This is a genomic window from Paenibacillus sp. SSG-1 (assembly GCF_002224835.1).
Lineage (GTDB): Bacteria > Bacillota > Bacilli > Paenibacillales > Paenibacillaceae > Paenibacillus_AQ > Paenibacillus_AQ favisporus.
This window is the reverse complement of sequence record NZ_MBRK01000001.1, coordinates 4,659,183-4,685,591: the sequence shown is the minus strand read 5'-3', so window position 1 is coordinate 4,685,591 and position 26,409 is coordinate 4,659,183. Positions and strand designations below refer to the sequence as shown.

26 protein-coding genes are annotated in these 26,409 nt (G+C 55.0%); 14 read left to right on the top strand and 12 right to left on the bottom strand.

Annotated elements, in window-relative coordinates; all coding sequences use genetic code 11:
- Positions 1-78: 78 nt before the first annotated feature.
- From BCV73_RS21725 to BCV73_RS21710, 4 genes are all read right to left on the bottom strand, one after another.
- Complete coding sequence (locus BCV73_RS21725) at positions 79-1,467, bottom strand: mandelate racemase/muconate lactonizing enzyme family protein (protein WP_076173646.1); 1,389 nt, start codon at positions 1,465-1,467, stop codon at positions 79-81.
- Positions 1,468-1,495: 28 nt separating this feature from the next.
- Positions 1,496-2,272, bottom strand: coding sequence for an SDR family NAD(P)-dependent oxidoreductase (locus BCV73_RS21720; protein WP_089548501.1), 777 nt, complete (start codon positions 2,270-2,272; stop codon positions 1,496-1,498).
- On the bottom strand, positions 2,269-3,066 hold the full coding sequence (locus tag BCV73_RS21715; protein WP_089548500.1) for an SDR family NAD(P)-dependent oxidoreductase: 798 nt from the start codon (positions 3,064-3,066) through the stop codon (positions 2,269-2,271). The genes BCV73_RS21720 and BCV73_RS21715 overlap by 4 nt, the downstream gene beginning before the upstream one ends.
- A gap of 314 nt (positions 3,067-3,380) precedes the next feature.
- The gene (locus BCV73_RS21710; RefSeq protein WP_089548499.1) at positions 3,381-4,577 is read right to left on the bottom strand and encodes a MalY/PatB family protein; all 1,197 of its coding nucleotides are present in this window, start codon (positions 4,575-4,577) and stop codon (positions 3,381-3,383) included.
- Positions 4,578-4,748: 171 nt separating this feature from the next.
- On the opposite strand from BCV73_RS21710, the gene BCV73_RS21705 reads away from it, so the two are divergent.
- The 4 genes from BCV73_RS21705 to BCV73_RS21690 all read left to right on the top strand — a co-directional run bounded on the left by BCV73_RS21705 (position 4,749) and on the right by BCV73_RS21690 (position 7,055).
- On the top strand, positions 4,749-5,381 hold the full coding sequence (locus tag BCV73_RS21705) for a TraX family protein (protein ID WP_089548498.1): 633 nt from the start codon (positions 4,749-4,751) through the stop codon (positions 5,379-5,381).
- Positions 5,382-5,485: 104 nt separating this feature from the next.
- Positions 5,486-5,944 carry a DoxX family protein gene (locus BCV73_RS21700; RefSeq protein WP_089550351.1) on the top strand — a complete coding sequence of 153 codons (459 nt, stop codon included), beginning with the start codon at positions 5,486-5,488 and terminating at the stop codon, positions 5,942-5,944.
- A 32-nt stretch (positions 5,945-5,976) separates the two neighbouring features.
- Positions 5,977-6,597, top strand: coding sequence for a TetR/AcrR family transcriptional regulator (locus BCV73_RS21695; RefSeq protein WP_089548497.1), 621 nt, complete (start codon positions 5,977-5,979; stop codon positions 6,595-6,597).
- Positions 6,594-7,055, top strand: coding sequence for a DUF2269 family protein (locus tag BCV73_RS21690; protein ID WP_089548496.1), 462 nt, complete (start codon positions 6,594-6,596; stop codon positions 7,053-7,055). Before BCV73_RS21695 ends, BCV73_RS21690 begins: the two co-directional genes overlap by 4 nt.
- Positions 7,056-7,293: 238 nt before the next feature.
- On the opposite strand, the gene BCV73_RS21685 is transcribed toward BCV73_RS21690, so the two are convergent.
- Complete coding sequence (locus tag BCV73_RS21685; protein ID WP_076173757.1) at positions 7,294-7,665, bottom strand: hypothetical protein; 372 nt, start codon at positions 7,663-7,665, stop codon at positions 7,294-7,296.
- A gap of 143 nt (positions 7,666-7,808) precedes the next feature.
- Between BCV73_RS21685 and BCV73_RS21680 the strand changes: the two genes are divergently transcribed.
- A complete protein-coding gene (locus BCV73_RS21680; protein WP_089548495.1) occupies positions 7,809-9,182 on the top strand; it encodes an N-acyl-D-glucosamine 2-epimerase in 1,374 nt (457 codons plus the stop codon).
- Between the two features lie 80 nt (positions 9,183-9,262).
- On the opposite strand, the gene BCV73_RS21675 is transcribed toward BCV73_RS21680, so the two are convergent.
- On the bottom strand, positions 9,263-10,006 hold the full coding sequence (locus BCV73_RS21675) for an SDR family NAD(P)-dependent oxidoreductase (protein WP_089548494.1): 744 nt from the start codon (positions 10,004-10,006) through the stop codon (positions 9,263-9,265).
- 314 nt (positions 10,007-10,320) lie between these two features.
- Between BCV73_RS21675 and BCV73_RS21670 the strand changes: the two genes are divergently transcribed.
- The 3 genes from BCV73_RS21670 to BCV73_RS21660 all read left to right on the top strand — a co-directional run bounded on the left by BCV73_RS21670 (position 10,321) and on the right by BCV73_RS21660 (position 12,445).
- Positions 10,321-10,698, top strand: coding sequence for a MerR family transcriptional regulator (locus BCV73_RS21670; RefSeq protein ID WP_089548493.1), 378 nt, complete (start codon positions 10,321-10,323; stop codon positions 10,696-10,698).
- A 280-nt stretch (positions 10,699-10,978) separates the two neighbouring features.
- Entirely contained in the window at positions 10,979-11,722 is a 744-nt protein-coding gene (locus tag BCV73_RS21665) for an SDR family oxidoreductase (protein WP_089548492.1), read from the top strand.
- Between the two features lie 177 nt (positions 11,723-11,899).
- On the top strand, positions 11,900-12,445 hold the full coding sequence (locus BCV73_RS21660; protein ID WP_089548491.1) for a glutathione peroxidase: 546 nt from the start codon (positions 11,900-11,902) through the stop codon (positions 12,443-12,445).
- Positions 12,446-12,728: 283 nt separating this feature from the next.
- Here the strand turns inward: BCV73_RS21660 and BCV73_RS21655 are convergent, their stop codons facing one another.
- From BCV73_RS21655 to fdhF, 3 genes are all read right to left on the bottom strand, one after another.
- Positions 12,729-13,646, bottom strand: a complete 918-nt coding sequence (locus tag BCV73_RS21655; RefSeq protein WP_089548490.1) for a polysaccharide deacetylase family protein — start codon at positions 13,644-13,646, stop codon at positions 12,729-12,731.
- 557 nt (positions 13,647-14,203) lie between these two features.
- Complete coding sequence (locus BCV73_RS21650; RefSeq protein WP_089548489.1) at positions 14,204-14,698, bottom strand: helical membrane plugin domain-containing protein; 495 nt, start codon at positions 14,696-14,698, stop codon at positions 14,204-14,206.
- An 18-nt stretch (positions 14,699-14,716) separates the two neighbouring features.
- Positions 14,717-17,659, bottom strand: coding sequence for a formate dehydrogenase subunit alpha (gene fdhF, locus BCV73_RS21645; protein WP_076173659.1), 2,943 nt, complete (start codon positions 17,657-17,659; stop codon positions 14,717-14,719).
- A gap of 328 nt (positions 17,660-17,987) precedes the next feature.
- Here fdhF and BCV73_RS21640 point away from each other — a divergent pair, with 328 nt between their 5' ends.
- The 4 genes from BCV73_RS21640 (at position 17,988) to BCV73_RS21625 (ending at position 21,422) form a co-directional block, all read left to right on the top strand.
- The gene (locus tag BCV73_RS21640; protein WP_076173660.1) at positions 17,988-18,335 is read left to right on the top strand and encodes a Na-translocating system protein MpsC family protein; all 348 of its coding nucleotides are present in this window, start codon (positions 17,988-17,990) and stop codon (positions 18,333-18,335) included.
- Positions 18,336-18,342: 7 nt separating this feature from the next.
- Positions 18,343-19,149, top strand: a complete 807-nt coding sequence (gene fdhD, locus BCV73_RS21635) for a formate dehydrogenase accessory sulfurtransferase FdhD (RefSeq protein ID WP_076173758.1) — start codon at positions 18,343-18,345, stop codon at positions 19,147-19,149.
- Between the two features lie 95 nt (positions 19,150-19,244).
- On the top strand, positions 19,245-20,258 hold the full coding sequence (moaA, locus tag BCV73_RS21630; protein WP_089548488.1) for a GTP 3',8-cyclase MoaA: 1,014 nt from the start codon (positions 19,245-19,247) through the stop codon (positions 20,256-20,258).
- A 348-nt stretch (positions 20,259-20,606) separates the two neighbouring features.
- Positions 20,607-21,422, top strand: a complete 816-nt coding sequence (locus BCV73_RS21625) for a formate/nitrite transporter family protein (protein WP_089548487.1) — start codon at positions 20,607-20,609, stop codon at positions 21,420-21,422.
- Here BCV73_RS21625 and BCV73_RS21620 read toward each other — a convergent pair.
- The gene (locus tag BCV73_RS21620; protein WP_089548486.1) at positions 21,407-22,309 is read right to left on the bottom strand and encodes a LysR family transcriptional regulator; all 903 of its coding nucleotides are present in this window, start codon (positions 22,307-22,309) and stop codon (positions 21,407-21,409) included. The two genes, BCV73_RS21625 and BCV73_RS21620, sit on opposite strands and share 16 nt — an antisense overlap.
- A 223-nt stretch (positions 22,310-22,532) precedes the next feature.
- On the opposite strand from BCV73_RS21620, the gene BCV73_RS21615 reads away from it, so the two are divergent.
- Entirely contained in the window at positions 22,533-23,567 is a 1,035-nt protein-coding gene (locus BCV73_RS21615) for a YeiH family protein (protein WP_089548485.1), read from the top strand.
- Positions 23,568-23,662: 95 nt separating this feature from the next.
- Here BCV73_RS21615 and BCV73_RS21610 read toward each other — a convergent pair whose 3' ends face one another.
- Complete coding sequence (locus BCV73_RS21610; protein ID WP_089548484.1) at positions 23,663-24,097, bottom strand: hypothetical protein; 435 nt, start codon at positions 24,095-24,097, stop codon at positions 23,663-23,665.
- A gap of 72 nt (positions 24,098-24,169) precedes the next feature.
- Positions 24,170-24,334, bottom strand: a complete 165-nt coding sequence (locus BCV73_RS35130; RefSeq protein WP_167372908.1) for a hypothetical protein — start codon at positions 24,332-24,334, stop codon at positions 24,170-24,172.
- Positions 24,335-24,693: 359 nt separating this feature from the next.
- On the opposite strand from BCV73_RS35130, the gene BCV73_RS21605 reads away from it, so the two are divergent.
- On the top strand, positions 24,694-26,409 hold a 1,716-nt coding region (locus BCV73_RS21605; protein ID WP_256992940.1), incomplete at its 3' end, for a sensor histidine kinase.

Sequence of the window (26,409 nt, the reverse complement as noted above, 5' to 3'; positions counted from 1 at the left end):
CTACCTGTCGTCATCCATACGAGAAAAAACCACCCGCACAGCGTTCCTCCGTGCGGGTGGTTCGTATTGCCGCAGCCGTCAGCTCCACAGCCGGTCGTTGGAATAAAACTTGTTCCACTGGTCGGTCGACTCCCAGATTCCGCCGATCTCCGGGTGGACATGTTCGGCCAGCACTTCGTCATTCAGATCGTCGATGCCGAGACCGGGCGCATCCGTCAGCGTGATGTACCCGTTCTGGACGAGTTTGTCCGGCAGCCTGCTGCCGATGACGATGTCATCCCACCAATCCACTTCGCAGGAATGGTATTCGAGCGCAAGGAAGTTTTCGGTCGCGGCGGCGACATGGGCGGCCGCAAGGCAGGCGATCGGACTCTCCGCCATATGGATCGCCATTGCGACGCCGTAGTCCTGGGCCATGTCGCCGATTTTCTTCGTCTCCAGAATGCCGCCGGTAGTCAGGACGTCGGGATGGATAACGGAGACGCCGCCCGCTTCGAGCAGCGGCTTGAAATTCTCCTTCAGATAGATGTCCTCGCCTGTGCAGATCGGAGTAGTGACGGCCCGGGACAGCTGGGCGTACTGCTGCGTGTACTGCCAAGGAATCATGTCTTCCATCCAGGCCAGGTTGAACTTGTCGATGCGCCGGCCCAGCTTGATGCAGTCCTGAAGCCCGATATGGCCGAAATGGTCGATGGCGAGGGGCACCTGGTAGCCGATGACGGAACGGACGTCCGCGACGTACTGCTCGAGCATGTCGAGTCCTTTTTCCGTGACATGAATGCCGGTTAAGGGATGGGGGATGTTGTAGATATCGTAGTGGCGGTTCGTAATTTCCCGCAGCTCGTCTTCCGACAATCCGTCGAAGTTCTGATTGTAGCGGCGCTTCGATTTTTCCCTCATCTCCTCCAGGAAACCGAGCGGGGCGCTCAGCGTGCCTGGCTCATTGATGATCTGTCCGATGCCGAGGTCCATCTTCAGGAAGGTGAAGCCGGCGTCCATCCGTTTCTTCAGCGCTTCGCCCATTGCCTTGCCGGTATCCTTGCCGACGACCTCCGTATCGCAGTACATGCGGATTTTATCGCGGAATTTGCCGCCAAGCATTTGATAGACCGGCACCCCGTAGGCTTTGCCGGCCAGGTCCCACAGCGCGAGTTCGATTCCGCTGACGCCGCCGCCCTGGCGGGCATGGCCGCCGAACTGCTTGATCCGCCGGAACAGCTTGTCGATGTTGCAGGGATTTTCGCCGAGCAGACGGCTCTTCAGCATGAGGGCATATACCTTGTCCGCACCGTCGCGGACCTCCCCGAAGCCGACGAGCCCCTGGTTGGTATACACCTTGATCAGGCTGCTGTGAAAAGGCCCCCCGACGATATCGGTGAAGCGGATGTCCGTAATCTTCAGCTCCGAGGGTCTCGAAGCGGTGCTTACATGGGCCAAAGTTTGCTCGTAAGACTCTTTGTTAATCATGAAATCACTCCCCCTATTGGATGGTTCGTTACAGCAGCATGCTCCCGCCGTCCAGACGGATGGCGGAGCCCGTCAAATATTCGCTCTCGTCCGAGGCGATGAAGGCGGCGAGCCTGGCGACATCGAGCGGGACGCCGACGCGGCCCATCGGGAATTTGGCCAGCTGGCGCTTGCGCCGCTCCTCGAGCTTCTTCTGCGCATCGGGATCGTCCGCTAATATGCGCTCATATTTGCCGACGTCGACGGCTCCCGGCTCGATCATGTTCACCGTGATGCCGTACGGGGCCAGCTCGATGGCGCTTTCCCTTCCCAGCATCCGGATCGCGCCTTTCGTCATCGCGTAGACGGGATCGAAATCGGTCGGCCGCTTCGCATGCACCGAAGAGATGAGAATGATGCGGCCGGCGCCTTTCTGCTTCATGGCCGGAACGACGGCCTGAATGCACTGCCAGTAGCCCTTCACGTTCGTATTCATCATGCGGCTGAACGTCTCCTCATCATGCTTGAACAGGTCGTAGTTCAGCTGCACGGCGGCATTGTTGACCAGAATGTCGATGCCCCCGCCGCGCTGCTCGACCTCCCTTACCATCGCGATAATCTCGTCCTGCCTGGCGACGTCCGCCTGAACGATGAAGCAGTCCCCGCCGGCCTCGTCGATCCGCCGCTTCGTTTCAAGGGCGCCTGCCTCGCTGCGGTTATAGTGGACCGCTACGCTTGCGCCTCTGCGTGCGAACTCCTGCGCAATCCCCTGGCCGATGCCGGTTCCCGCTCCCGTCACCAGGGCGACTTTGCCTGCCATGCTCATGGCGAATCGCCTCCCTTTGGCCGTTTCATTTTATGGTCCATGTAGTGCAGCAGGAAACCGCCGTCCAGCCGGAGATCTGCGCCGTTCAAGTAGCGGGCTTCCGCGGAGGCGAGAAAGCCTGCGGCATGGGCGATATCCTCAGCGCTTCCCAGCTGCCCGCTCGGCACCTTGGTTTCGTAGCTGTGATAGAGCGTCGTAAGCCTGCTGTGGAAGCGTTCATCATCGCCTTCTACCGGCCCCGCCTCAATCGTATTGACGCGGATGCCGTGCCGGCCGAGCTCCAGTGCCGCTTCCTTCGCCAGCATTTTGACGGCTCCCTTGGACGCGCTGTAGACAAAGGAAGATCCGGTCGGCTTCTCGGCATGGATCGACGAAACAAAGACGATGCAGCCCGACTGCCGGGATGCCATCGCCTTTCCTGCGGCCTGTGCGCACAGAAAGGCGGACTTCGCATTCGCATGCATCACTTCTTGAAACAGCGCCTCCGAACAGGTCTCGACGGAAGCGGGGGCGAGCAGATCGTTATTGTGGACCAGGACGTCCAGTCCGCCGAGTTCCCGCTCCGCGGTCTCGACCAACTGGTTCGCGTTAGCTCCGACGCTCAGGTCGAGGCTCGCCACGATGACGTTCGAGCCTGCGGCCCGGGCTGCAGCGATATCAGCCGCCGCCTCGGCGCCGCCGGATGCGCTGTTCAGCACGAGATGGGCGCCGCCGGCCGAAAAACGCCGGATCATGGCTCTGCCAACAGGAGTGTCTGCGTCCGTGATCAGGACAACTTGTGCAGAATGATTCATAAATCACCTCCGGATAGAGCGGTACTTATGGCTGTCGGTACGTTCAACTTCATCATAAAAGGTTGGCGCTGCCGGCTTCGAGATGTGAATCTTACGATTTTGTTTGATTTTTTTCAAAAGGGGAGGGAAGAGGGGATTGCGAAGCAGCCTGAGCGGCGGTTCTAAACCGGAAGCATGAAAAAAGCGGCTCCCGGAGCGAATGCTGCCCTGTACGGGAAGCCTACGCAAGCCGGTTGCCGCTTGTTCGGACCATGCTTTTAGCCTAGTCTAATGCCTAATTTGGGGAAGCATGACGCTTCTATTACACCAGTTGCTTATACCGGCTGCTGCTGTTGCTGCTCCTTGCGCCATTCCTGGACCGCCTGGTCAAGACGCTTCATCGCTTCCTCGACCAGGGAGCGGGAGCAGGCAATGTTCAGGCGCATGAAGCCTTCGCCTTCCTTGCCAAAAGCAGAACCCTTGTTCAGGGCAAGCTTGGCTTTGTTCAGCAGAAATTGTTCCAGGTCGTCGGGCGACATCTGCAGTGCGCGGAAATCGAGCCACATCAAGTACGTCGCTTCAGGCACCCGGGTTTTGATTTCCGGAATATGTTCACCCAAATATTCACTCACATACTCCATGTTCGCTTTCATGTACACTAGCGCTTCGTCCAGCCAAGCCTTGCCGTCATTGTAGGCGGCTTGGGTAGCTGCGCTGCCGAGCGTACTGATCGAATTGACATGATAGAGCTCAAGCGTCTTTTTGAACCGGCGCCGGATGGAATCGTTCGGAATGATGATATTGGAAGTATTCAGCCCGGCGATATTAAACGTTTTGCTCGGCGCAGTACAAATGATGCAGTTCTCCTGAATCTCCTTGGACAAGCTGGCGAACGGAATATGGGTCCCTTCTTCATAAACCAGGTCCGCATGGATTTCGTCGGACACCATCAGAATGCCGCGCTCCATGCAGAGCTTCGCAACCGCCTCCAGCTCTTCGCGCCGCCATACTCTGCCGACTGGATTGTGCGGGCTGCACAGGATGAACAGCTTGACCTGATCGTCCAGGCTCTGCTCAAGCGCTTCGAGGTCCATCGTGTAATACCCGTCTTGCTCCTTCAGCGGGTTCTGCACCAGCTCCCGGCCGTGATCGGTGACGACGCTGTAAAAAGGAGGGTACACCGGCGTCTGGATGGCAACCTTGTCTCCCGGCTCGGTAAAAGCCTGCACGATGAAGCTGAGGGCGGGCACGACGCCTGGGCAGAAGACGATCCATTCCTTGTCGATGGACCACCGATGGCGGCTCTTCATCCAGTCCGCGACGGCCTGATTATACGCATCAGACTGCATCGTATAACCGAATACCCCGTGTTCTACGCGGCTGTTCAGCGCGGAAATGACCGAGTCGGGTGCGGCAAAATCCATGTCAGCTACCCACATCGGAAGGACGTCGGACACGCCGAAGATCCGCTTCAGGTCGTCCCATTTAAAACTATCTGTATTTATACGTTCGATTGGTTGATGAAAGTTCAAGCTGTTCTCCTCCTTGGAAGGTCATTCAAAAGTTCGTCTATCCACGAATATAATCATAACAGATACAGGCAAGTTTTTGGGTACACATCAGCTTTGAAAACCATCCTGCATCTCAAGTACAATTAACGCATGAGGAATGAAGCCTACGGGTTATCCGAAAGGAGGAAGAACATGCAGCTGATCGCCATGCTGACCATGCTAATCGATCATGCAGGGATCGTGTTTTTTCCGGATCAAATTTGGCTGAGGGTGATCGGAAGGATCGCATTTCCGATTTACGCCTATGCACTCGTACAGGGACATTATTTTACCCGAAGCCGGACCAAATATTTATTCAGGCTGTTTATTCTGGCTCTGCTCTCCCAAATTCCATACCAGCTGGCTCTGGACCCGGACGGGCTGAACGTGGTCGTCACGCTGTTTGTGGCAGCCGCCGTCCTGCAAATTCTGGAGCGCAATCTGTCCATGGCAGCCAAAGCCGGGATCATTCTGGCCTTTTGCGTTCTGATGGAAGGGTTCCCGTTTGATTACGGAGCATACGGCCTGCTGCTGGTGCTTGCCTTCCGGTATGCTTCCTCCGAGAAACTGCTGGGTGCCCATCTGCTGCTGAACATACTGTATTTGATAGCATTCGGAGCAGGGGCTGTTCTGCAGATGCTGAGCATCGTACCGACCCTGATGATTGTATACGGGCCTTATTTATGGAAAAAGATCGAGCAGGCCAGAGTTAGGGCGTGGGTGTGGCGGTCGTTTTATCCGCTGCATCTGACCGTGCTGGCTGTGCTGCAGCGGCTGGATGCTTAATGCACCAGCCTTTTTTCGTTGAAAATATTTACAGTAACTCTATTTACAAACCGATGGTCGGTATTTATAATGGAGCTAACAAAACAAGAAAAAAGGTGAGGAAAATGGCTCCTTTGATTGGATTAATCGTTTCGCTGTTAGGGTTTCGCTTGATGGGATGGCTGGGCTGGGAGTATATGAATGACTGGATCATCAGTCTGCGGTTTGCGGTAGCCTTCATGTTTTTGCTGACCGCCTCGGCCCATTGGGGCAAACGCCGCGCGCAGCTGGTCGCCATGGTACCGCCGCGGTTCGCGCAGCCGGGTGCGTTGGTTACGCTGACGGGTTGGCTGGAAATCGCCGGCGCCGTCGGCATGATGATTCCGATCATGGCCGGGGCGGCATCCACCGGGCTCGCCCTGATGCTGCTGGCTATGTTTCCGGCCAACGTATACGCGGCGAATAACCGTCTGACTCTGGACGGCAGAGCGGTGATGCCGCTTGTCCCGCGAACCGTGCTTCAGGTCGTTTTTTTGGCTGCCGTACTCGCTGCGGGCTGGTTCCCTCCGGGAGCATGGGCATGACGGATTGGAACTAAATCAGGAGGAGGATGGAGATGAAACAGGAAGAAAGACGCGAGCAGACGATGAAACTGCTGCTGGATACAACTGAAGAGCTCATTTTGGAGAAGGGCTGCACCAAGACGACGCTCAGCGATATTATGGCAAGAACCGGCTTGTCCAAGGGGGCCATATTCCACTACGTATCCGGCAAGGATGAACTGTTTGTGAAGGTGCTCGAGGCTAAGCTGGAGGAGACGAATACGAGCTTCATGGACGCGGTGGATGCCCCTGCCGTAAAGGAATTTGACGGGCCCATGAATGCGATCGCGCAGAGTCTGCCCAAGCTGGAGAGCCGGGAAGATGTGAGCAACCTCATCATGATGTATTTGATCGGGAAAAGCGATCAGCCGGAAGCGGCCGGCATCGTCGCGGACTTTTACCGTCAGGCGGTCGCCACGTCCAAGAGGTGGATCGTCACAGGCCAGGAGTCCGGAGTCATCCCTTCATCGGTCAATGCCGACCAGGCGGCGGAGCTGTTTGAGCTGCTCTCCTTCGGGCTGCGGATGCGCAGCCTGATCGGAGTTCGCAGCACAGGGTTCGGCATTCAGGAGTTTTCGGAGCTGATTATGCGGACGCTGCTGCCGGACCGTCAAGGAGGTGCTCCGACGTCATGACGCTGCTCCTGTTTCTGCATATTGCCGGAAGCGTGCTTTTCTTGGGTAACATCATTACGGCTGCTTTTTGGAAAGTCCGCGCCGACGTCCGGGGCGATGCCGCGGAGATTCACCGCACCGCGAACAACGTGATGATCGCCGATTATGCGTTTACGCTGCCCGGGCTGCTGCTCTTGATCGTCACCGGGAGCCTGATGGCCGCCAAAGGCGGCTATTCGCTGGCAGGTCTGAACTGGCTTACGGCTTCGCTAATCCTGTTCGGGATCACCGGCGTGCTGTGGCTGGCCGTACTGATCCCGCTGCAGCGGGGAATGATCCGGCTCAGCCGGCAGGCGCTCGAAAACGGCGCGGTCTCCGCAGCTTACAAGAAGTTGTCGGCGTATTGGGCGGTTTTCGGCATCCTTGCCACCTTGCTGCCGCTTTTCATATTGTACTTCATGGTCAGCAAGCCTTTTTAAAATGAGGCGCAAACGACCGGCCGTTATGTATAACGGCCGGTTTTTGGTTTGCTGATAAGGGGAGTCAAGAGGCCGTCGTCTGCAGCTGCAGGGTCTGTAAAAATGAGGGTATAGGTGCGGTTTTTATGGAAAGAAATAGAGCATACCTTAAATAAAACGCCAAAATGGCTGGGCAGAACCCAAAGCGCAGTGTCTGGGCATTTTCCGGTTCAAAGATGTACAATAAGGTAAGCGCGGATCAGACCGGAAAGATTCCTTCGACTTGATTCAGGGGAAATAAAATTCGGGATGGCGATTTCCCTTTGGCCTGCACCTCGATGAAGTCGGAACCGATGAGCACCAGCTTCATGTTGGAAAAGGCTTTGCCGGACTGGAATACCGTCCGGATTCCGACGCGGCGGAATACCGCCGGCGGCTTAACGTCAAAGACGCGGATGGTCTGCAGGCTGAGCGGAACGAACAGCTCCCCCTGAACGCGGATAAAGCTGCTTTTATACACATGCTGCAGCCGCCCCGGCTCCAGACCCAGGCCTGCGCCGTTGATTTCCACCAGATGCCCGGTGAATTTGGCAAGACGCTCCTGCAGGGTTATATTTCTTTTAAACTTCATGAGCAGCACTTGGATCCCTCCGATGAACGTTTACTGCATTGTATGCCCTGAGCTGGGCGGGTGCTTCGATTTTTTGAAGAGAATCACAGGCCGTTTTACGCAGGTACAGCAAAGACGGCTTTAGATTTGCGAAAGGAGGAACCATGAACGAGAGCAGGGTGATATCAAGACCATGGGCGCTGGAAGGGCCCAGCATTCAAATCGACCCGCTGTTTCCTTATTATGCGGACCGCTCTGCCGAGAGCATCGCCGAAGAGATCGAGCTGTCCGGCTACCGGACGGTGCATTATTTTGTCGTGAACGAGAGCAGGGTACGAACGGACATCATTGAGGCTTTTCACGCCCGGGATATTGCCGTATGGGCGCTTGTAATCGGGAACGGAACGTTCGCCACTGAACATCTCCCACGGGAATGGCGTTCCTGGCGGATGGGGCTGTTGAAGGAGCTCAATGACGGCTTTGAACGGTTTTCTCCGTTCTCGGCATCTTACGTGGAATGGAAAAAGGAAGCGGTCGCCCGGGTCCTACTGGACCATCCGTTTGACGGCATTGAGATCGCCGAGCCCTATTTTCCGGAATGGGACGGCATCCGCAGAGGGGTATACGGCGACGTCGGCCCCCACGCGAAGCAAGCGTTCCGGGACAAGTACGGCCATGATATTCCTGAATTTCTGAACAAACGGGCGGCTAACTATTATAAAAAGATACCTGACATCTACGGCAAATGGATTACTTTCCGCGTGGACGCCGTGAACGGACTCATCGATGAAATTATAAACGGCAGCGGAGGCGCAAGAAGTGTCCGCCCGGATATTGCCGTAGCGACCTGGTCGCTGGCGGTTGACGGCGGAGCGGTATCCACCCTCCGGCTGAAGGAATGGCAGGGGCTTGATGCGATTTCGATGATCGGGAAGGTCCGGCCGAATATGCACGTGCTTCAAACCCACTGGCCGGACTGGATGAAGCGCCATTTGCCTCCGCAGTACGCGGGCGGATACGAGAGCTTCGCCGCACCGATCCGGGCCGCCTATCCCGGACTTCCCCTTGGCATTCAGGCTGACATCGGCTCCCGGAGCAGCATGGTGAAGAACCGGCGCTGGCTCAATGACTTCCAGAACACGGTTTACGAGCTCGGCTACGATACGTGGACGGCGTACGAATACCATCTCGGCGGGTATATGTATGACGAACCGCCTGTCCCTGTGAAAGCCGTCATGCGCGGAGAACAGGAGCTGACGGTTTCGTTCAACAAACGGATTGATCCGGATACGCTGGGAACGGTGCTGTTCTTTGCGGAGGAGAACACGGAGGCTGGACCGCTGGCCGGCATCACCATCGAGCAGAGGGCCGTCGACGGCAACCGTTTATGGCTGCGGGTGAGCGGGTTTCCCCGGCGGCCTGTGCTGGTCGAAGTCAGCGGGATGCGGGATACTCCGGGACTATGGCATGTGAAAGGCAAAAAGTCGGGCGAAACCCCGATCGGCCACAGGCTGAAAGTAGAGCAGGATCGTGGGTAATAGAGGAAGCTGAGCATGAAAAAAAGCGTCCCGGCGGCAGCGATGCCGCCAGGGCGCTTCTTTTATACATGCTGTAGTCATTATTGGGCGGTATATCCGCCGTCTACCATCAGGCTCGTTCCGATCACGAACGAGGAGTCGTCGCTGGCCAGGAACAGGACGGATTTGGCCACCTCTTCCGCGGTGCCGAGTCGTCCTATCGGGTGCAGCTCCACGAGCTGCTGCTTGGCTTCCGGCGGAAGCGCCTTTAGCAGCGGCGTATCGATATAACCCGGGCAGACGGCATTCACCCGGATGCCGTGCTTGGCGTATTCAATGCCGAGCGTCTGGGTGAGCAGCACGACGCCGCCTTTGGCCGAGCCGTAAGCGGTAACTCCCGCCTTGGCCGCATGGCCGTGGATCGAAGCGGAATTGATGATCGCACCCCCGGTGCCCTGTCTCAGCATTTGGACCACGGCGTGTTTATCCGACAGGAAGACGCCTGTCAGATTGACGTCGATCGTGCGCTGCCATTTGTCCAGCGACAGCTGATCGGCCGGCTCATCGTTGGCCACGCCCGCATTGGCAAACATAATGTCCAGTTTTCCGTATTCCTTCACGGTCCGTTCCACCAGCGCCTGGACTTCCTCCTCCTTGGTCACATCCACCCGGACGTAAATCGAGTCGTACCCTTTTTCTTTCAAATGGTCGGACACTTCCTGGCCCGCTTCCGAGCGGTCGGCCACGACGACCTTGGCGCCTTCCTGGGCAAACAGACGTGCGGTGGCTTGTCCGATCCCGCTGGCACCGCCCGTAATGATCGCTACTTTACCGGAAAGTTTCATACCTCGCGTCACTCCTTCTCACAGCAATTGTCCGTATCCGTCACCGGAATCGGGTTCATCTTTGTTAATTTACCCATTTTTCTGAAAATATTAGCCGAACGGCCCAAGCTTGTGAGATCGAAGCGCGGAATCTCCGTACTCCGGGATGAGGTTAAGGAGCTGGCTTGATCCTATCTTAAGTGGTACAGTAAACTCTAAATCAAAGCGTTCATGACATCTGCAACTCCAGAAAATTCATGAATGATAACGGGAATGTGGATGAGAACTACGGATAAATCATTATTTTTCAAATCGATCTCTAGGAGGAGAAAGACATGTCTACGATTAAAGAAATTTCGGAAGAAACCGGAATTAGCACATATACTCTCCGTTATTATGAACGGGAAGGAATTTTGCCGGGCGTCAAGCGCGATTCGAGTGGCAATCGGTTGTACGATGAAGAAAGTATGGAGTGGCTGAATTTTGTTTTGGCGCTGCGATCGACAGGCATGCCGCTTGCGGAGATCAAGCATTATGTAGACTTATATTGGGAAGGCGAGAGCACATTGAAGATCCGCAAACAAATGATGCTCAAGCATAAGGAAAAAGTAGAAAGGGATCTTAGAGAGACCTATAAAAATTTGGAACAGATCAATTACAAGCTGGCTTTGTACGACTTACAAGAAAAAGGGCTCAGCAAAATGCTGCCCTAAGGGGATAGACGGTTGCAGCAGATCTCTCTAAGCCGAGCGCGTTCTACGGAATGCGCTTTTTTGCCGTTTGCATTAGAGTGTACTAAAAGGATTTTCTCGTATTTTTACTGCTTCCTGTGGTGTTTGTATACTTGTTCCTTTCATAAAAGCCTGTAAATTCAGTGTTCTTTTGGCTTGTGTACTATTTTTTTATCGAGACTTGACTTACAGCAAACTCCACTTGTTACCCTGTTATCAAGCCAAAAATGACTGGCTAAAAACGGACAAAGGGGAATTCCATATGAATAAGAAAGTAGCGATCATCACAGGCGCGAGCAGCGGAATGGGAGCGGCGACAGCCAAGCTTCTCGCTCAAAATGGCATTCAAGTCATGCTTGCCGCTCGCCGGGAAGAACGTTTGCATCAGCTGCAGGAAGCCATTCGAAAGGCAGGAGGCGAAGCCAGCTACAAAGTGACTGACGTCACCTCGCGTTCCGACGTGGAAGCATTGGCAGATGAAACCATCAGAACCTTTGGACAAATCGACATCTTGATTAACAATGCCGGGATCATGCCGCTTTCGTTCTTCAGGAATTTAAAAGTTGATGAGTGGGAACGAATGATTGATGTGAACATTAAAGGCGTACTCTATGGGATGGCAGCAGTGTACAAGCATATGGAAGAACGCAATGAGGGGCATATTATTAACTTCTCCTCCATTGCAGGGCATATCCTCTTTCCATCGAGCTCCATTTATAGTGCAACCAAGCATGCCGTAAGGGTGTTAACAGAAGGCATGCGAACCGAACTGGGGGCCAAACAAAATATTCGGACGACCCTTATTTCTCCTGGAGCTGTGGAAACCGAGCTGTACGATACCATTACAGATCACACGATTTATCCCGCGCTCGAGAAATTGGGCAGTCAGGAATGGAACCAACTTGACCCGAACGATATTGCCCAAACCGTATTGTTTGCTATCCAGCAGCCGACTCACGTGACGATTAACGAGTTGATTGTCCGTCCTACGTCGCAAAGCTTGTAAAGCGGTCGCCGCCCAACTTCCCCAGTGGAACAGTTGGACGGCGATTTTATTTAAGAGATCAGAAAGTATAAATTTCGCAAAAAGAGCTTGCTTTCCGGAAAAGATGGTGGTACATTCGATATATAAATTGTGTACAATTTAATTTTATAAAATATAATTAAGGTGGAGGATGGGACCATGAGTATTTATTCTTTTACAGCAAACAGCATTCGCGGCGCGGAAAAGGAACTTTCGGAATATAGGGGGGACGTGCTTCTCATTGTGAACACGGCGAGCAAATGCGGGTTCACCCCGCAGTATGCCGACCTGCAGAAGCTGTACGAGAAATACGGTGACAAGGGATTCAAGGTGCTCGGATTTCCAAGCAACCAGTTCGCCGAGCAGGAGCCTGGAAGCAATGAGGAAGTCGATACGTTCTGCCAAATTAACTATGGCGTGAGCTTTCCGATGTTTGAGAAGGTGGATGTGCGCGGAGAAGACAAGCATCCGCTGTTTGCTTACTTGACGGAGAAGGCTCCGTTTAAGGGGATCAGTACGGACAATTCCGAAGGGAAAATGCTGCAATCGTTCCTTGAGAAGGAACAGCCTGAGCTGCTGGAAGGGGACGATATCAAGTGGAACTTCACCAAGTTCCTGATTGACCGGGAAGGACGGGTGGTGGAGCGGTTTGAGACACCGGTCGGTCCGCTGGAGCTGGAATCGGCCATTGATGCGCTGATCTAAAACTTAAGGATTGTTAGCGGCTATCCATTCCAGTGGCGGCGCCAGACGGCCATTTGGATAGAATTGCCTTGAATTTTAATGTATTCTGAAGGTAATTTTCAGGTGTTTTTAAGAAAACTCTCATATAATGCACTCATACCCCTTTTATATATGAATTGACCCTAGGCACGGGACTAGGGTCTATTTTTTTGTCCATTTTTCGTAAAAGGCTTCGTCCGGGGCGGATGAACGCCGTTTGTACGTCCCGTCTCCGCATAAACGCAAAGACAGCATCGCCCCGGACTTACGGATTCTGGCGCTGCCTGTGCAGCTGAAGCTGCTGCAGATTGCGCCAGGAGATTTGCCGGATGCGCTGGCTTCGCATCACTTCGCGGATCCAGGGATCGCGGAAAACTTGCAGCTCCATGCCGCGCTTCAGCCACTCATGATGGATGGCCATCAGCTCATCCGTAATGACGGCCGGATGGATATACAGCTCGCTGACTCCGGCCTGGAGCGAGCACAGCGCATCCGCCACGCTTTCCCTGAAGGCTTCGTAGGTTTCTCCCGGGCGCAGAGAAAAGGGCAGCTGGATTAAGTGATCCGGAATGACGACCCCTAAAGAGTCCGCTTCACGGACCCGTGCCTTATGGATGCGCCGGGCGGCGGAAGGCAGTTGGAGTGAAGAGGGAATATGCCTTGGCAGCCGAAACGGAAGACCGTTTCCCGCACAGACGCCAAGGACGAGTGAGAGGAAATCCCGTCCCGTTTCCAACCCGTACAGGCTACCCATATGATTATCGAGATGGGTCGGATTCAGCCCCATGCGCCGGGCGAGCCGGATTTGGCCAATGATTTCGGCGTGCACCTCGGTCGCCTGGGCTCTGGTCTCCACTGTGCGGCAGTCGCGAGGAAAGTACCCCTCATCCGTAATGAGGGAGGGCACCGTCTGCCGGCGGGTGACCGGTCCCCAGCGGTAGGTGTTCCACTCGCTGGTAAAGGTCAAGTGGACACCGACGTCCACGTCCGGGCGCGCCGCCGCCCACTGGGCAGCCTCCTTGGCCCAAGGGCACGGCATCATGATCGTTGCCGAGGAAATGGCCCTTTCGGCAAGCAGCAGCTGGATGCCCACGTTGGCCGAGTGGCACATGCCGTAGTCATCCGCATTGATGATCAGCAGCCGCTCATCCGGCGGGAAGCCCAAAGCTTGAGCGAGGTTCAAGGGACGTCACCTCCTAATTGAATACGTATTTCCATGCAGGGAGAGGATCATTATCGAACGAAGAGGGAACCAGCGGTTCAAGTTTAGGAGAATCAAGGCCGAGGGATTCGAATCACAATAAATAACAGCGAAGAAAAGAATAAAAACTGTGAAATTTTAACTACCAGTTTCATTTCTTCACCTAAATCTGCTAATCCAAATAAAATATGAACTACGGACACTAAATCGGTAATGATTAATATAATCCATGCGAGTAAATACACAATTTCCCCTCTTTTTATATGATGTGAACAATGGCTCTGGGTTGACGATCCTGTAGATCACGCACGCCATCAAGCATTTTTGGCAAAGGCGTTAAAACACTTATATTATCAATGATGTATTTATATTTGTAAATATATGTAATATTATACGAATGGCAAGATTAAGCTCGGCAACGAAAGAATTATCCTTTGAATTATTGAAACTTCAAAAACGAAAAGGACCCTTTGCGGTACTCCCGCAAAGGGTCTATTTCATCTTGCTACTTCTATCCGTTTGTTTTTATCGGCTTACGATCATCGATTGTTCTCACTTGACTCATTCCCCAGGCCTTTGCCCATGCCTTTCAGAAACCGCAGCCCGAAGCCGATCGCCCGGTTCACGTCAGGATCTTTCAGCGCATTCATGAGGGAGAAGACCGTCACCTTTTTGTCCTGCGGCTGATTGGCTTCCTCCAGGCCCTTGGCCACGCTGCCGAGCACCTTCGCCGTATGCTCCGGATCGATAGCGGCGAGGGCGCCGGCGGCGGCCATGCCGTTGTTGATCATGTTCGTCACTTCCGGCCGCGTGGCCTGGCCCAGGACGATTTCGGCCACTTTGGCTTTGGCCTTCAGCAGCGACTCAGCCGCTTCCAGAATGCCGCTGCCGTGCAGCTCGCTGAGCACCCCGATGGCTTTTTCCAGCGCCTGCTCATGCTCGGCGATCGAATCCGTCAGCTGGTCCAGCGACTGCTGCTTCAGCTCTTCTTCCGTCAGCTCGCGTTTTTTAATGTATGAAATCGGTTGTGCCATATGGATTCCACCTTTCCTTTAATCGACGAGCGATACATAATCCGGCCGGCTCCATTTCCGGTGCACTTCGACGCCATCCTGCGGGTAGCGCTTCTTGTTGCGCGGATTGGTTAGCGGCAGCGGATTGGTACCCTTCACGTTCAGAATCTGCATCCGCACGCGCGTCTGCTTATAAGCCGGCGTGTGCGTGCGCACATCGACCGCATTGCCGGTGAGCAGGTTGACCGCGTTTTCGTGGCTGACCGAGTGCATCGGCACGTACAGCTCGTTGCGGTGGACGCGGTCGGTAATGACCGCCTTCAGCTTGATCGCGCCGTAAGGCGATTCGAGCCGCACCAGGGACCCGTTCTCGACGCCCCGTTCGGCGGCCAGCTCAGGCGATACTTCCACGAACACTTCCGGCAGCTTCAGATTGATTCCGTGCGATTTGTTGGTCAGGTTGCCTTCATGGAACTGCTCCAGCAGGCGTCCGTTGTTCAGGACGAGATCGAATTCGGCCGGGTATTCCACCGGCGGCACGTAGCCGACCAGCGAGAAGCGCGCCTTTTTGTCGGGGAAGAAGAAGCCGTCCGTATAGAGCAGCGGCGTGTGTTCCCCGCTCGCCGAGCCCCAGATGAAGCTGCCCCAGCCTTCCAGCACCTCATAGCTGCATTGGGAGAAGAACGGGGTCAGGCTGGCCATTTCGGCGAAAATTTCGCTCGGATGGGTATAACCCCAGTCATACCCGAGACGCTTGGCGATCTGGGTCGTGATCCACCAGTCCGGCTTAGAGTCGCCGAGCGGCTCCAGCACCTGATACAGGCGCTGAACGCGCCGCTCCGTATTGGTAAAGGTGCCTTCTTTCTCCAGTGACGGCGCGGCAGGCAGAATGACGTCGGCGAACTGGGCCGTCTGCGACAGAAATACGTCCTGCACGACGAAGAAGTCGAGCTTCGCCAGCACCTCGTGCACGTGGTTGGCGTTGGAGTCGACCCAGGCCATATCCTCGCCGACGAGGTACATCGCCTTCATGTCGCCGCGGTCGATCGCATCGATCATCTGGATGTTGTCCATACCCGGCTGCGGCGAAATCGCCACGCCGTAAGCTTTTTCGAACCGCGTCCGCGCCTCGTCGTTCGAGACGTGCTGGTATCCCGGCAGCCAAGGCGGCAGCGTGCCCATGTCGCAAGCTCCTTGCACGTTGTTATGTCCGCGCAGCGGGTAAGCCCCGGCGCCGGGACGCATGTAGTTGCCCGTAGCGAGCAGCAGGTTGGAGATGGCCGCCGACGTGTGCGATCCGGCGATGTTTTGGGTGACGCCCATGCCCCAGCAGATGACAGTGCCGTCGGCGTCGCGGATCATCTCGGCGATCGAGATGAGCGTCTCCTTGGCAATGCCGGTTTCCTGCTCGGCGTACTCGAGCGTGAAGGTGTCCAGCAACTGCTGGTATTCGGCAAATTGATTGACATACTGGTCGATAAACGCCTGCTTGTGCCACCCTTGGTCAATCATGTATTTCGTGACCGCCGTCAGCCATACGAAGTCCGTACCCTGCTTCGGACGGATGAACAGGTCCGAGCGCTCGGCCATCTCATGCTTGCGCAGGTCGGCGACGATCAGCTTCTGGCCGTGCAGCTTGTGGGCCCGCTTGATCCGGGTCGCCAGGACCGGATGGCCTTCGGCCGGCGCGCAGCCGATCAAGATGACGAGGCCGGCTGCCGCGATGTCCTGGATCGTGCCGGCGTCGCCGCCGATGCCGACCGTGGACATCAGTCCGTCCGATGCCGGAGACTGGCAGTAGCGGGAGCAGTTGTCCACGTCATTGGTTTCAAACACCTGGCGGGCCAGCTTTTGGATCACATAGTTTTCTTCGTTCGTAATTTTCGAGGAAGAAATAAAGCCGACCGAATGGTTGCCGTACTCCTTACGGATGCCTCCGAGGCGTTCGGCAACCAGGTTCAGCGCCTCATCCCAGGTAGCTTCGACGAAGGCGTCTCCCTGCCGGATCAGCGGGGTCGTAATCCGCTCTTCGCTGTTGACGAAATCCCAGCCGAATTTGCCTTTGACGCAGGTGGAAATCGCGTTAACCGGCGCGTCGTGGGATGGCTGTACCTTCAAAATTTTCCGGCCTTTGGTCCACACCTCGAAGGAGCAGCCGACGCCGCAGAACGTGCATACCGTTTTGGTCTTGCGCGTGCGTGTGTCCCGCATCGCCGCTTCGATTTCCGAAACGGCGAAGATGCCGCTGTATCCCGGCTCCACTTCCTTGACGAGGTCGATCATCGGATTCAGCACTTCCTCGTTGATGCCTGTCATGAAGCCGGCCTCGCCCAGCATTGATTTTTCCATGAGGGCGTTGCACGGGCAGATGGTGACGCATTGGCCGCAGCTGACGCAGGACGAGTCGTTGATATCGACCCCGTTGTCCCACTTGACCCGCGGGATGTCCGCTTCCCAATCGATGGAAAGGGTTTCATTCACCTGCAGATTTTGGCAGACCTCGACACACTGTCCGCAGGCAATGCATTGATTCGGGTCATAACGGTAGAAAGGATGGGACATATCGACTTCCGAAGGTTCGACCTTCGGCCGGTACGGGTACTTCTGGTGCTCGATTTCCATCATTTCGGCGGTATTGTGCAGCTTGCAATTGCCGTTGTTGTTGTCGCATACGGTGCAGTAGAGCAGATGGTTTTCGAGAATCCGGTCCATCGCTTCCGTCTGTGCAGCCTTGGCGGATGCGGAAGACAGCTTGACGTTCATTCCCGAAACGGCAATGGTCGAGCAGGCGCGCGCAAGCTTCCCGTCGATTTCCACAATACATGTGTCGCACGTCTGGATCGGGTCTACCTCAGGGACATAACAAATTTGCGGATGCGACAGGCCGGCAAGATTGATCGCCTCGAGCACGGTCATGCCCGATGTGACTTCCACCGCCTGTCCGTCGAGCGTAATGTTAACAAGATTTTGGTTCACGAACATAAAACCCCTTTTCACCCCAATGTTAAATGGAGCCGCCAAGCGTCCAGGTGATTGCAGCGCTTCGGCGGGTGTCCATAAGCTAAAGAGCAGGCCATAAAAACAAAAAAACTCCACTAAACCCGTCTCCGCTAATCATTGTGCGCGGCAGGTTGTAGTGGAGTAACCGATTAGCATTGGCCTACTAATGGATCATTCCGGCGCCTGTATGGCATAAATGTATTCTCGTCATGATTATACTACGCCCGGACAGAAAAACAAGGTTGAATTATTCTGTACAATCCTACTAAGATTTAGTATAGTGTTAAACTTGTGATGAGGTGAGAATGGGATGAAGAAGGAAGTTGCGTTTAACGATATCATTCGCAAAGTGAGGAAAGATACGTTCGGAAAAGGTCCGGAACGCATTCATACCACGTTTGTCGAGAACATGGCGATCACCCGGATGCACGGCAATTTCACACCTACTGAAAAGTTTATCGCACAGTCCGAAGACGGCAAGAAGATGGTGCACAGCGCGAGAACACACATGATCAAGGAGCTGTACAAATCCCAGGTCCCGGAAGGGCTGGAGGAGCTGTGCGGATCGAAGCTGATCCATCTGTTTACGGATATCAAGGTGGAAGAAGACATGGCCGTTTCGGTCTTTATGTTCGAGAAAAATATAGAGCAGGGATGAAGCGATGATGGAGGCTGTGACGAGCAGGCCGGGCATGATCCGGTACGAGCAGGGAAAAATGGAGGAAAAGACCGACTTGGTCGTGAACGAGCATCCGGTAACGATCAAAATCAACGGCGAGGAATTTGCGACCCTCGTCTGTACGCCCGAATACATTGAAGATATGGCTGTCGGTTATCTCGCATCGGAAGGCGTCATTTCAAGCATTGAGGAAATCAAGGACTTATGGGTTCAGGAAGAGGAGGGGTTCGTTCACGCGTCTGTAAGCAAGTGGAGTCCTCTCCATCGCCAGCTATACAGCAAAAGGTACGTCACGTCCTGCTGCGGCGCCAGCCGGCAGGGCTTTGTATTTTTCAATGACGCGAAAACGGCCAAGGTGCTGGACCAGGCTCCGGTGGAGCTGTCCTTTGACGATTGCTTCCGGCTCGTGCGGGAGATGCAGGAGGGAGCCGAGACGTTTAACCGTACAGGCGGTGTGCATAACGCCGCTTTGTGCGACCGAAACGGGATTCTTCTGTCGAGAATGGATATCGGGCGGCATAACGCACTGGATAAAATTTATGGTTACTGCCTGAAGAACGACATCGCGGTGGATGATAAAATTATCGTGTTCAGCGGCAGAATTTCCTCGGAAATATTGCTGAAGGTGGCGAAAATCGGCTGTGCCGTCATCCTGTCCAAATCGGCGCCAACTGAGCTTGCGCTGGAGCTGGCGGACAATTTGGGCATTACCGCCGTCGGCTTTATCCGCGGCCAATCCTGCAACGTGTATACCCACCCGCACCGCATTGTGGAGTGCAGGCCGCAATCCTGAGCGGCCCCAGGCGCACCTGCTGCAGCAGCACGAATTGTTTTGGGCACCAGCCCACATCAAGGGAATTTGCAGCTTCAAATGAAGGAGGGATCATCATGGAAACCCATGATCAATACAACCGTATACTCAGAGATTTGAGGCTTTCCGTGACGGACCGCTGCAATTTCCGCTGCCGGTATTGCATGCCCGAGGAAATCTTCGGCAAGGATTACGCTTTTTTGTCCAGGGAACATATTCTCAGCGTCGAGGAAACGGTGCGGATTACGCGGATATTCACCCGCCTCGGGGCCCGCAAAATCCGCATCACCGGCGGCGAACCGCTGCTGCGCAAGGAGCTTCCGGATATTATTCGGGAGGTGTCCCGGATCCCTGGCGTGGAGGACGTTGCCTTGACGACGAACGGCAGCCTGCTCGCCCGGCACGCCCGGACGCTGCGTGAGGCGGGCTTGATGCGCGTCGCCGTCAGCCTGGATGCGCTCGATGACGACACTTTTTTGGCGATGAACGGCGGAAAGGCCAGGGTGGCGCAGGTGCTGGAGGGCATTGACGCCGCCGCCGAAGCAGGCCTGGCCGTGAAGGTTAACATGGTGGTGCAGAAGGGCGTCAACGAGCATGCCCTGCTGCCTATGGTCCGCTATTTCCGCGAGCGGGGCCATATTTTGCGCATGATCGAATATATGGATGTCGGCAATACGAACGGTTGGAACTGGGATCAGGTCGTCAGCAAGCGCGAGATGCTGGAGCGGATTCACGCCGAATTTCCGCTGGCGCCTGCCGATCCCAATTATGAGGGAGAGGTGGCTTCCCGCTTCCGGTTTCTTGACGGCCAAGGCGAAATCGGCGTCATTTCATCCGTCAGCGACGCCTTCTGCTCCACCTGTACGCGGGGCCGATTATCGGCGGACGGCATGTTCTACACCTGCCTGTTCGCGACGAAGGGGCATGACCTGAGGGAATGGCTGCGTTCAGGTGCAACCGACGACGAGATCGCGGAGCATATCATAGCCATTTGGGAAGGACGGCATGACCGGTATTCGCTGGACCGCGGTAAAGCCGGCACCGGTACGGGCCGGGAAGCCAAGGTGGAAATGTCCCGGATCGGCGGATGACGGCTTGTTCCGGTCTGGCTTCCTAGAATGTACATCGATCAACGTTTTCTTTAAAATTGTTGACAAATTTATGAACAGGTGTTTATCATATGTATGAAATGTCATAGACAAATGGGGTGGTTGTAGGGACTGCACCTGCCCTATTCGTTACGTGTCATGTGTGTTTGATCTCCCTATAGGAATCGGGTAGGGGAATTAACCGCTGTCAATCAACTTTCGGCTTCAGAGCCGGGGTTTGATTTGTGGCGGTTTTTTTGTTGTTGGAAAGAGCAAGGGAAAGTGGATCTGGTTGCGAATCACAGGCTTTTATCGAAGAAAGTTACGAAGAAAAATGGAAGGAATGGTACGATGTCGTCTTTTTATTCACCGCAGCAAATTCGTGATATTGCCATTGAAACAGGGGAGAAGAAAGCCAGACTGCCGCTGCCTGCGGTTCTCATTCTAGGCTTCCTGGCGGGTGCTTTTATTGCGCTTGGTTTTTTGCTGGATATCCGTGTCATCGGAACGGCTCCGAAGGAATGGGGCTCGGTCGCCGGATTTCTGGGTGCAGCGGTCTTCCCGGTAGGGCTGATCCTGACCGTCCTGGCCGGAGGGGAACTATTGACGGGGAACATGATGACGCTTCCAATGGCGTGGTTTTCCCGTAAAATCGGCTTTGGCGCCGTCCTCAAAAACTGGATTCTCGTTACGGTCGCCAACTTTATCGGGGCGGTGTTCGTCGCCTATTTCTTCGGGCATGTCGCCGGGCTGACGGAAGGGGCGTTTCTGGCCAAAACGGTAGCTGTGGCCGAAGCAAAGGTGCATGATTCGTTCCTGCAGGCTTTTGTCTCGGCCATCGGCTGCAATTGGCTCGTCTGCCTTGCAGTCTGGCTCGGTTACGGTGCGAAGGATGTTACCGGAAAAATCATCGGGATCTGGTTTCCGGTCATGGCGTTTGTCGCCATCGGCTTTCAGCACGTGGTCGCGAACATGTTCGTCATTCCGGCTGCGATCTTTGCCGGACAGATGAGCTGGAGCCAATACTTCCCGAACTTCGCGGCGGTGTTCCTGGGCAACCTGATCGGCGGAGCCGTCTTTGTGGCCCTCGCGTATTTCGCCGCTTACCGCCAGCCCGCCGGCTCCATGCTGCCTCTGGCCGAGAAGGCGAATCATAAATCGGCGTAATGCCGCTTGGCGTACTGCTCTAAAATATGCACGAATTTGAGCAGCGCCATGCCGGCTGGCTGATCTTTGCCTTGAACCATCAGCAGGTCCCGGCCGAGCTTCATTCCTTTCAGCTTGACCTCGCACAGCTCGCCGCTGCCAAGCTCCTTGCGGACGACCCAGCGGGACAGGACAGCGATGCCAAGGCCCGCGGCGGCCGCTTCCTTGACACCCTGGCTGCTGCTGAAGACGAAGCTACGCTTGACAGCAAGTCCTCCCTCCTCAATCAGCCGGTCGCTGTAGGCCCGCGTGCCCGAACCGCTTTCGCGCAAGACCCACACCTGGTCCTGCAGCATGCCGGGATCAATCGATTTGTAGGCGGTGAGGGGATGGTCAGGCGACATCACCAGCACCATTTCATCCTCCATGAACGTGGTCAGCTGCACGTCCCTGGCGGTCGTGCTGCCTTCAACCAGACCGATGTGAAACCGCCCTTCGCGGATATCATGCACGATGTTGTCGGTGTTGCTGATGTGAACCTGCACATCGACGTCGGGGTACTGGTGCGCGTATTCGGCGAGAACGGCCGGAAGGATGTATTCGCCGATCGTAAAGCTTGCACCGATGCTCAAGGAGCCGGTCACGACATCCCGCAGCAGATGGATCTCCTGCTGGGCCTCCTCGTACAGCGCCAGCATCTGCTTGGCCTTCCGGAATAAGATTTCGCCAGCCTCGGTCAATCTGACCTGCTTCGGGGACCGGAGCATCAGCTTCGCGCCCAGCTCATCTTCCAAGTTCCGGATGTGCAAGCTAACCCCCGGCTGGGATAGATGGAGCAGCTTGGCGGCGCGGGAGAAATTGCGCTCTTCGGCGACGGTGACGAAGACCTTTAGTGTGTCTGTGATCATGGCGTGGACTCCTGTTTATCGTTTTTTCAGCGGCAAGCGAGCTAAGGCTAAGGCGGCGCTGAAGATTACACTCAGTGTAACGTGGGGGAGGACCGCAATCAATCATAAGTTATCCTGATGATTGGGATAGCAAATCGGTATTTCCCTTCCGGAGCCGGACATTCTATAGTGAGCGTATCGATAGCCGCTTGAATGACCAGGCTACGGACGGGAGGAATGAATCATGATTGCATCTCAGGGATCGGCCCTGCCGCGCAAAAAGCGCAATTTGAACGCTTATATGCTGGGGCTCTGCCTCACGTTTGTATTATCACTGCTGGCCAAGGGGCTGGCGCTGCTGCCTTTTCTGGGCATCATGGGGCAGCTGGTGCTGGCCATCCTGCTTGGCATGGTTTACCGGGCATTCGCCGGCGTGCCGGAGTACGCGATGCCCGGCATCGCCTTTTCCAATAAAAAGCTGCTCAGGCTGGGCATTATTTTGCTCGGCATGCGGCTGAACCTGGCGGACATCGTTCATGCCGGGCCAAAGGTTCTGCTGCTGGCTGCGGTCAATATCAGCGTGACGCTGCTTGCGGTATACGGCATCGCCCGGCTGATGAAGGTCGATCCGGTCATGTCGCTGCTGGCCGCCTGCGGTTCGGCCATTTGCGGGGCGGCCGCTGTGGCCGCCATCGCGCCGCAGGTTCGGGCGAACGAGCAGGAGACGGCGGTCAGCGCCGCGGTAGTTGCCCTGCTCGGCACCTTGTTTACGCTGCTGTACGTCGGCCTGTATCCGCTGCTCGGCCTGTCGCCGGCCGGATACGGCGTGTTTGCGGGCGGCACGCTCCATGAAGTCGCCCATGCCATCGCGGCAGCAGCGCCAGGGGGCAAGGAGGCCGAAGATATGGCCGTCATCGTCAAGCTGACCCGGGTGGCGCTGCTCGTGCCCGTCGCCGTTCTCGTCGGCCTCTGGAGCAGCCGCAAGGGCGGGCGCACCGCACCGGGGGAAAGTAGCCGTATTCCCATCCCCTGGTTTGTGCTTGGCTTCCTAGTGATGAGCGGCATCCATACGCTGGGCATCCTGCCCGAATCGGCTGCCTCGCAGATCGTCACGGCAGCTTATATGCTGATGGCGATGGCCATGGCCGGTCTTGGCCTGAACGTCGACTTTGCCGTGTTCGGGCGCAAAGGGGGCCGTCCGTTCGCCGCAGCGCTGCTCGGCTCCTGCCTGCTTGCCGGCGTCGGATATGTGCTGGTCAAGGCGCTGGGATTAGCATAAACGCCGGAACGTACCGGCCAACACCTAAAGAAGGACTCCGGCCGGTAACGGCGGAGTCCTCCTCTTTTTTTTACAATCTTAAATGAACGTACCGGCTACAGTTCTTCGGAATCATCGCCGTCATATCCATTGATCAGGTCCGTTCCGTGCATATCCTCCACCATGGCGATCGCGGAAGGATCGACCGGACTGTTCGCCGAAATGTCGTCCGCATCCGGAACATCCGGCAGCTCTTCGTCCTCCGTCAGTTCGTTCACGGCCGAGGATTCACCGGCGTACGCGCCGGACGTCCCGGCAGAGGCTGGAGCCGAGTCCCGGCCCCCAAGCTCGGGACTCATGTCGGACCGGACATAGAATTCCACGTCCTCCGCTTCCGGCTCACGGCTGATGCTTTGCTTGGTGTATGTTCCCGTATCCTTGAAGTCATCCCGGGGCAGCTCAAACTCGGGCGGAAGCTCGCGCTGCTGGTCGTACCGTTCATAGGTCAAATCGGCATCGCTTTTCATATTCTTATTATACTCATCAGCCATGTCATCCATCTCCTTTGGCGTATTTTCTTTCCTTACCGTTACCCGAAATGAGCCCGTATATCCGCTCCCGGATTAAAACTTAGGAAATACGTATCGGATCAAGAAATAGAGGAAACCGAAAAAAATAATAATGTACGCGGCATATTTGATAAAAGTGGCTGCTACAAGACTGGAATCGGACTTCTGCTGAACTTCCTTATGCTCAACCTCAACGTTGTTCCGGCGGAATTCACTCATGGGTAATCCTCCTTTCAGCGCAGATCGGGAAGTCTGTGTCGTTTGCTACTTTAATAAACGTACCCGCTCAAGGTGAAACATCGTTACCATACTTAGGAAAAAGTGGTATGATTAAATAAGTCCCGGCTTGTATAGCCCCGAAGGCAGTTGTGCTAAGGTTGATGTCAACCCGGGGATTCTTATGTTTTCGAATGCATAAATATAAAGAATGGCGGCAGTATGCTCGAGGTTGTATGTATATTTATGCAAATGATATATTTTTTGACGATGCCCGAAAGAACAGGAAGGAGTGGACGATGATGATAGCGAATCTACATAGCAGTTGAAAATTTTACAAATATTAACTTTTGAGGTGTTTTATGAAGGGTTTCCCCAAATCCGTAATCACGAAGCTGGCTCTGATCGCTTGCCTGACCCTGCTGTTTGTGACGGTACCGGTATTTGCTGGAGCGATGCAGACGGGTGGAGAGCGTTGGATTACCGAGTGGGAGGTCAAATGGGCGGACAGCGCGGATCTTGCGGCAGTTCCCGGATCCGTAACGGCAAGCGAAGGCTGGAGCCCGAATCCATCCGGCATGGCTTTGCCGAAGAGGCCCGGAACATCATCGACATTATGGATCAGAACGAAGCTCCCTGCCTTGAACTGGGACATCCCCTCCATGCTTATCCCTAAGATATACGGACAGAACATTGCGATTTTTATCGGCACGACCCCCATCTACGAATCAAACCGCGACTATATTTACGATAACAACAAAGTGTTAACTCCCCTTCAGAGAAATGATTCCGATAAAATACTGTACATAGGCGTTCAATCCGCCAAGGACCGCATCGGACTGCGCCACGGCATTGAACTGGGCAACTATCCGGAATTGCTGGACAACTACGTCAAGAGAGATCTGATCGATATCATACTGGGCTGCGCGTTTGTCTTTATTGCGCTCGTCATGCTCATTTGCTCGGTTTTTTTGAAAAAGGAGCAGAACGCCTCCTGGATTTCACTGAGTCTGGTGATCGCCTCCGCCGGAGTGCTGGTCATCACGTATTCCCCGTTTCTTTATACCTTTTACAAGGATTACGGCAAGCTCTACACCCGCCTATGGGATGTCGCGCTGTTCGTGCTGCTTCCGTCACTAACCTATTTTATCGAACGGATCTTCGGCAGCGGGTACCGTTCGGTGATTAAGAAGCTGTTGTATTTTCAAATCGGATATTCGGCATTCTGCCTGCTCTTCATGCTGGCGAACATCGTGCTAAACGATAAATTATTCGGTATCCATTACTTTCTGTCGGTCCGTGTTTTGGGAATCGTTATGATCGTACAAGCCGTGCTGCTCGTCAGCAATTCGATCATCCATGCCGTGAAAGGGAACCGGAGCGCCGAGATTCTCACCATCGGCTTTGCGGTGTTCGGCCTGACGGTCATTGGCGAAATGGTCTGGTTCTATTTGAAGGACGGCAACTATGACCTGTTTCTGTGGAAGTGGGGGGCGGCTGTATTTATCATATCCCTGATGCTGATCCTCGGCCGGAACTATACCATCAATCACGAACAGATTGTAAAATATTCAAGGGAGCTGGAAATGTTCAACAACGAGCTGCAGCGCTCCGAGAAAATGGCCATCATCAGCGAATTGGCGGCATCCGTCGCCCATGAGGTCCGGAACCCGCTTCAGGTGACACGCGGTTTCCTGCAGGTGCTGACCAAGAAGTACAGAAACCAGGATAAACTCTATATGACGATGGCCCTGGAGGAGCTGGACCGGGCCGCAGGCATCATCACCGACTTCCTGACCTTTGCCAAGCCGCAGTTTGAACGAATTTCCGTTCTGAACGTCAAAGAGGAGCTGGGGCATGTAGAGGGCGTCATCGTACCGCTTGCGAACCTTCAGGGCGCCCAGATCGATATGCGTGTTCCGGACCATCTGCAGGTGAAAGGGAACTCTTCAAAATTTAAGCAGGCTTTTATCAATATGGTGAAGAACAGCATCGAGGCGCTTAACGGAGACGGTCAGATTAACGTATGGGCTTACGAAATGGACGAACGGGTTGTCATCCATATTCAGGACAATGGG

What these genes read in the sequence shown, in the direction of transcription:
- BCV73_RS21695 (WP_089548497.1), top strand. Translation starts at nt 5,977, where the DNA reads ATGAAACAGGAAGAAAGACGCGAGCAGACGATGAAACTGCTGCTGGAT.
- BCV73_RS21615 (WP_089548485.1), top strand. Translation starts at nt 22,533, where the DNA reads ATGATTGCATCTCAGGGATCGGCCCTGCCGCGCAAAAAGCGCAATTTG.
- BCV73_RS21640 (WP_076173660.1), top strand. Translation starts at nt 17,988, where the DNA reads ATGAAGAAGGAAGTTGCGTTTAACGATATCATTCGCAAAGTGAGGAAA.
- BCV73_RS21700 (WP_089550351.1), top strand. Translation starts at nt 5,486, where the DNA reads ATGGCTCCTTTGATTGGATTAATCGTTTCGCTGTTAGGGTTTCGCTTG.
- BCV73_RS21680 (WP_089548495.1), top strand. Translation starts at nt 7,809, where the DNA reads ATGAACGAGAGCAGGGTGATATCAAGACCATGGGCGCTGGAAGGGCCC.
- BCV73_RS21715 (WP_089548500.1), bottom strand. Translation starts at nt 3,066, where the DNA reads ATGAATCATTCTGCACAAGTTGTCCTGATCACGGACGCAGACACTCCT.
- BCV73_RS35130 (WP_167372908.1), bottom strand. Translation starts at nt 24,334, where the DNA reads ATGAGTGAATTCCGCCGGAACAACGTTGAGGTTGAGCATAAGGAAGTT.
- BCV73_RS21685 (WP_076173757.1), bottom strand. Translation starts at nt 7,665, where the DNA reads ATGAAGTTTAAAAGAAATATAACCCTGCAGGAGCGTCTTGCCAAATTC.
- BCV73_RS21620 (WP_089548486.1), bottom strand. Translation starts at nt 22,309, where the DNA reads ATGATCACAGACACACTAAAGGTCTTCGTCACCGTCGCCGAAGAGCGC.
- BCV73_RS21725 (WP_076173646.1), bottom strand. Translation starts at nt 1,467, where the DNA reads ATGATTAACAAAGAGTCTTACGAGCAAACTTTGGCCCATGTAAGCACC.
- BCV73_RS21705 (WP_089548498.1), top strand. Translation starts at nt 4,749, where the DNA reads ATGCAGCTGATCGCCATGCTGACCATGCTAATCGATCATGCAGGGATC.
- BCV73_RS21625 (WP_089548487.1), top strand. Translation starts at nt 20,607, where the DNA reads ATGTCGTCTTTTTATTCACCGCAGCAAATTCGTGATATTGCCATTGAA.
- moaA (WP_089548488.1), top strand. Translation starts at nt 19,245, where the DNA reads ATGGAAACCCATGATCAATACAACCGTATACTCAGAGATTTGAGGCTT.
- BCV73_RS21690 (WP_089548496.1), top strand. Translation starts at nt 6,594, where the DNA reads ATGACGCTGCTCCTGTTTCTGCATATTGCCGGAAGCGTGCTTTTCTTG.
- BCV73_RS21610 (WP_089548484.1), bottom strand. Translation starts at nt 24,097, where the DNA reads ATGGCTGATGAGTATAATAAGAATATGAAAAGCGATGCCGATTTGACC.
- BCV73_RS21650 (WP_089548489.1), bottom strand. Translation starts at nt 14,698, where the DNA reads ATGGCACAACCGATTTCATACATTAAAAAACGCGAGCTGACGGAAGAA.
- fdhD (WP_076173758.1), top strand. Translation starts at nt 18,343, where the DNA reads ATGGAGGCTGTGACGAGCAGGCCGGGCATGATCCGGTACGAGCAGGGA.
- BCV73_RS21660 (WP_089548491.1), top strand. Translation starts at nt 11,900, where the DNA reads ATGAGTATTTATTCTTTTACAGCAAACAGCATTCGCGGCGCGGAAAAG.
- BCV73_RS21720 (WP_089548501.1), bottom strand. Translation starts at nt 2,272, where the DNA reads ATGAGCATGGCAGGCAAAGTCGCCCTGGTGACGGGAGCGGGAACCGGC.
- BCV73_RS21675 (WP_089548494.1), bottom strand. Translation starts at nt 10,006, where the DNA reads ATGAAACTTTCCGGTAAAGTAGCGATCATTACGGGCGGTGCCAGCGGG.
- fdhF (WP_076173659.1), bottom strand. Translation starts at nt 17,659, where the DNA reads ATGTTCGTGAACCAAAATCTTGTTAACATTACGCTCGACGGACAGGCG.
- BCV73_RS21670 (WP_089548493.1), top strand. Translation starts at nt 10,321, where the DNA reads ATGTCTACGATTAAAGAAATTTCGGAAGAAACCGGAATTAGCACATAT.
- BCV73_RS21665 (WP_089548492.1), top strand. Translation starts at nt 10,979, where the DNA reads ATGAATAAGAAAGTAGCGATCATCACAGGCGCGAGCAGCGGAATGGGA.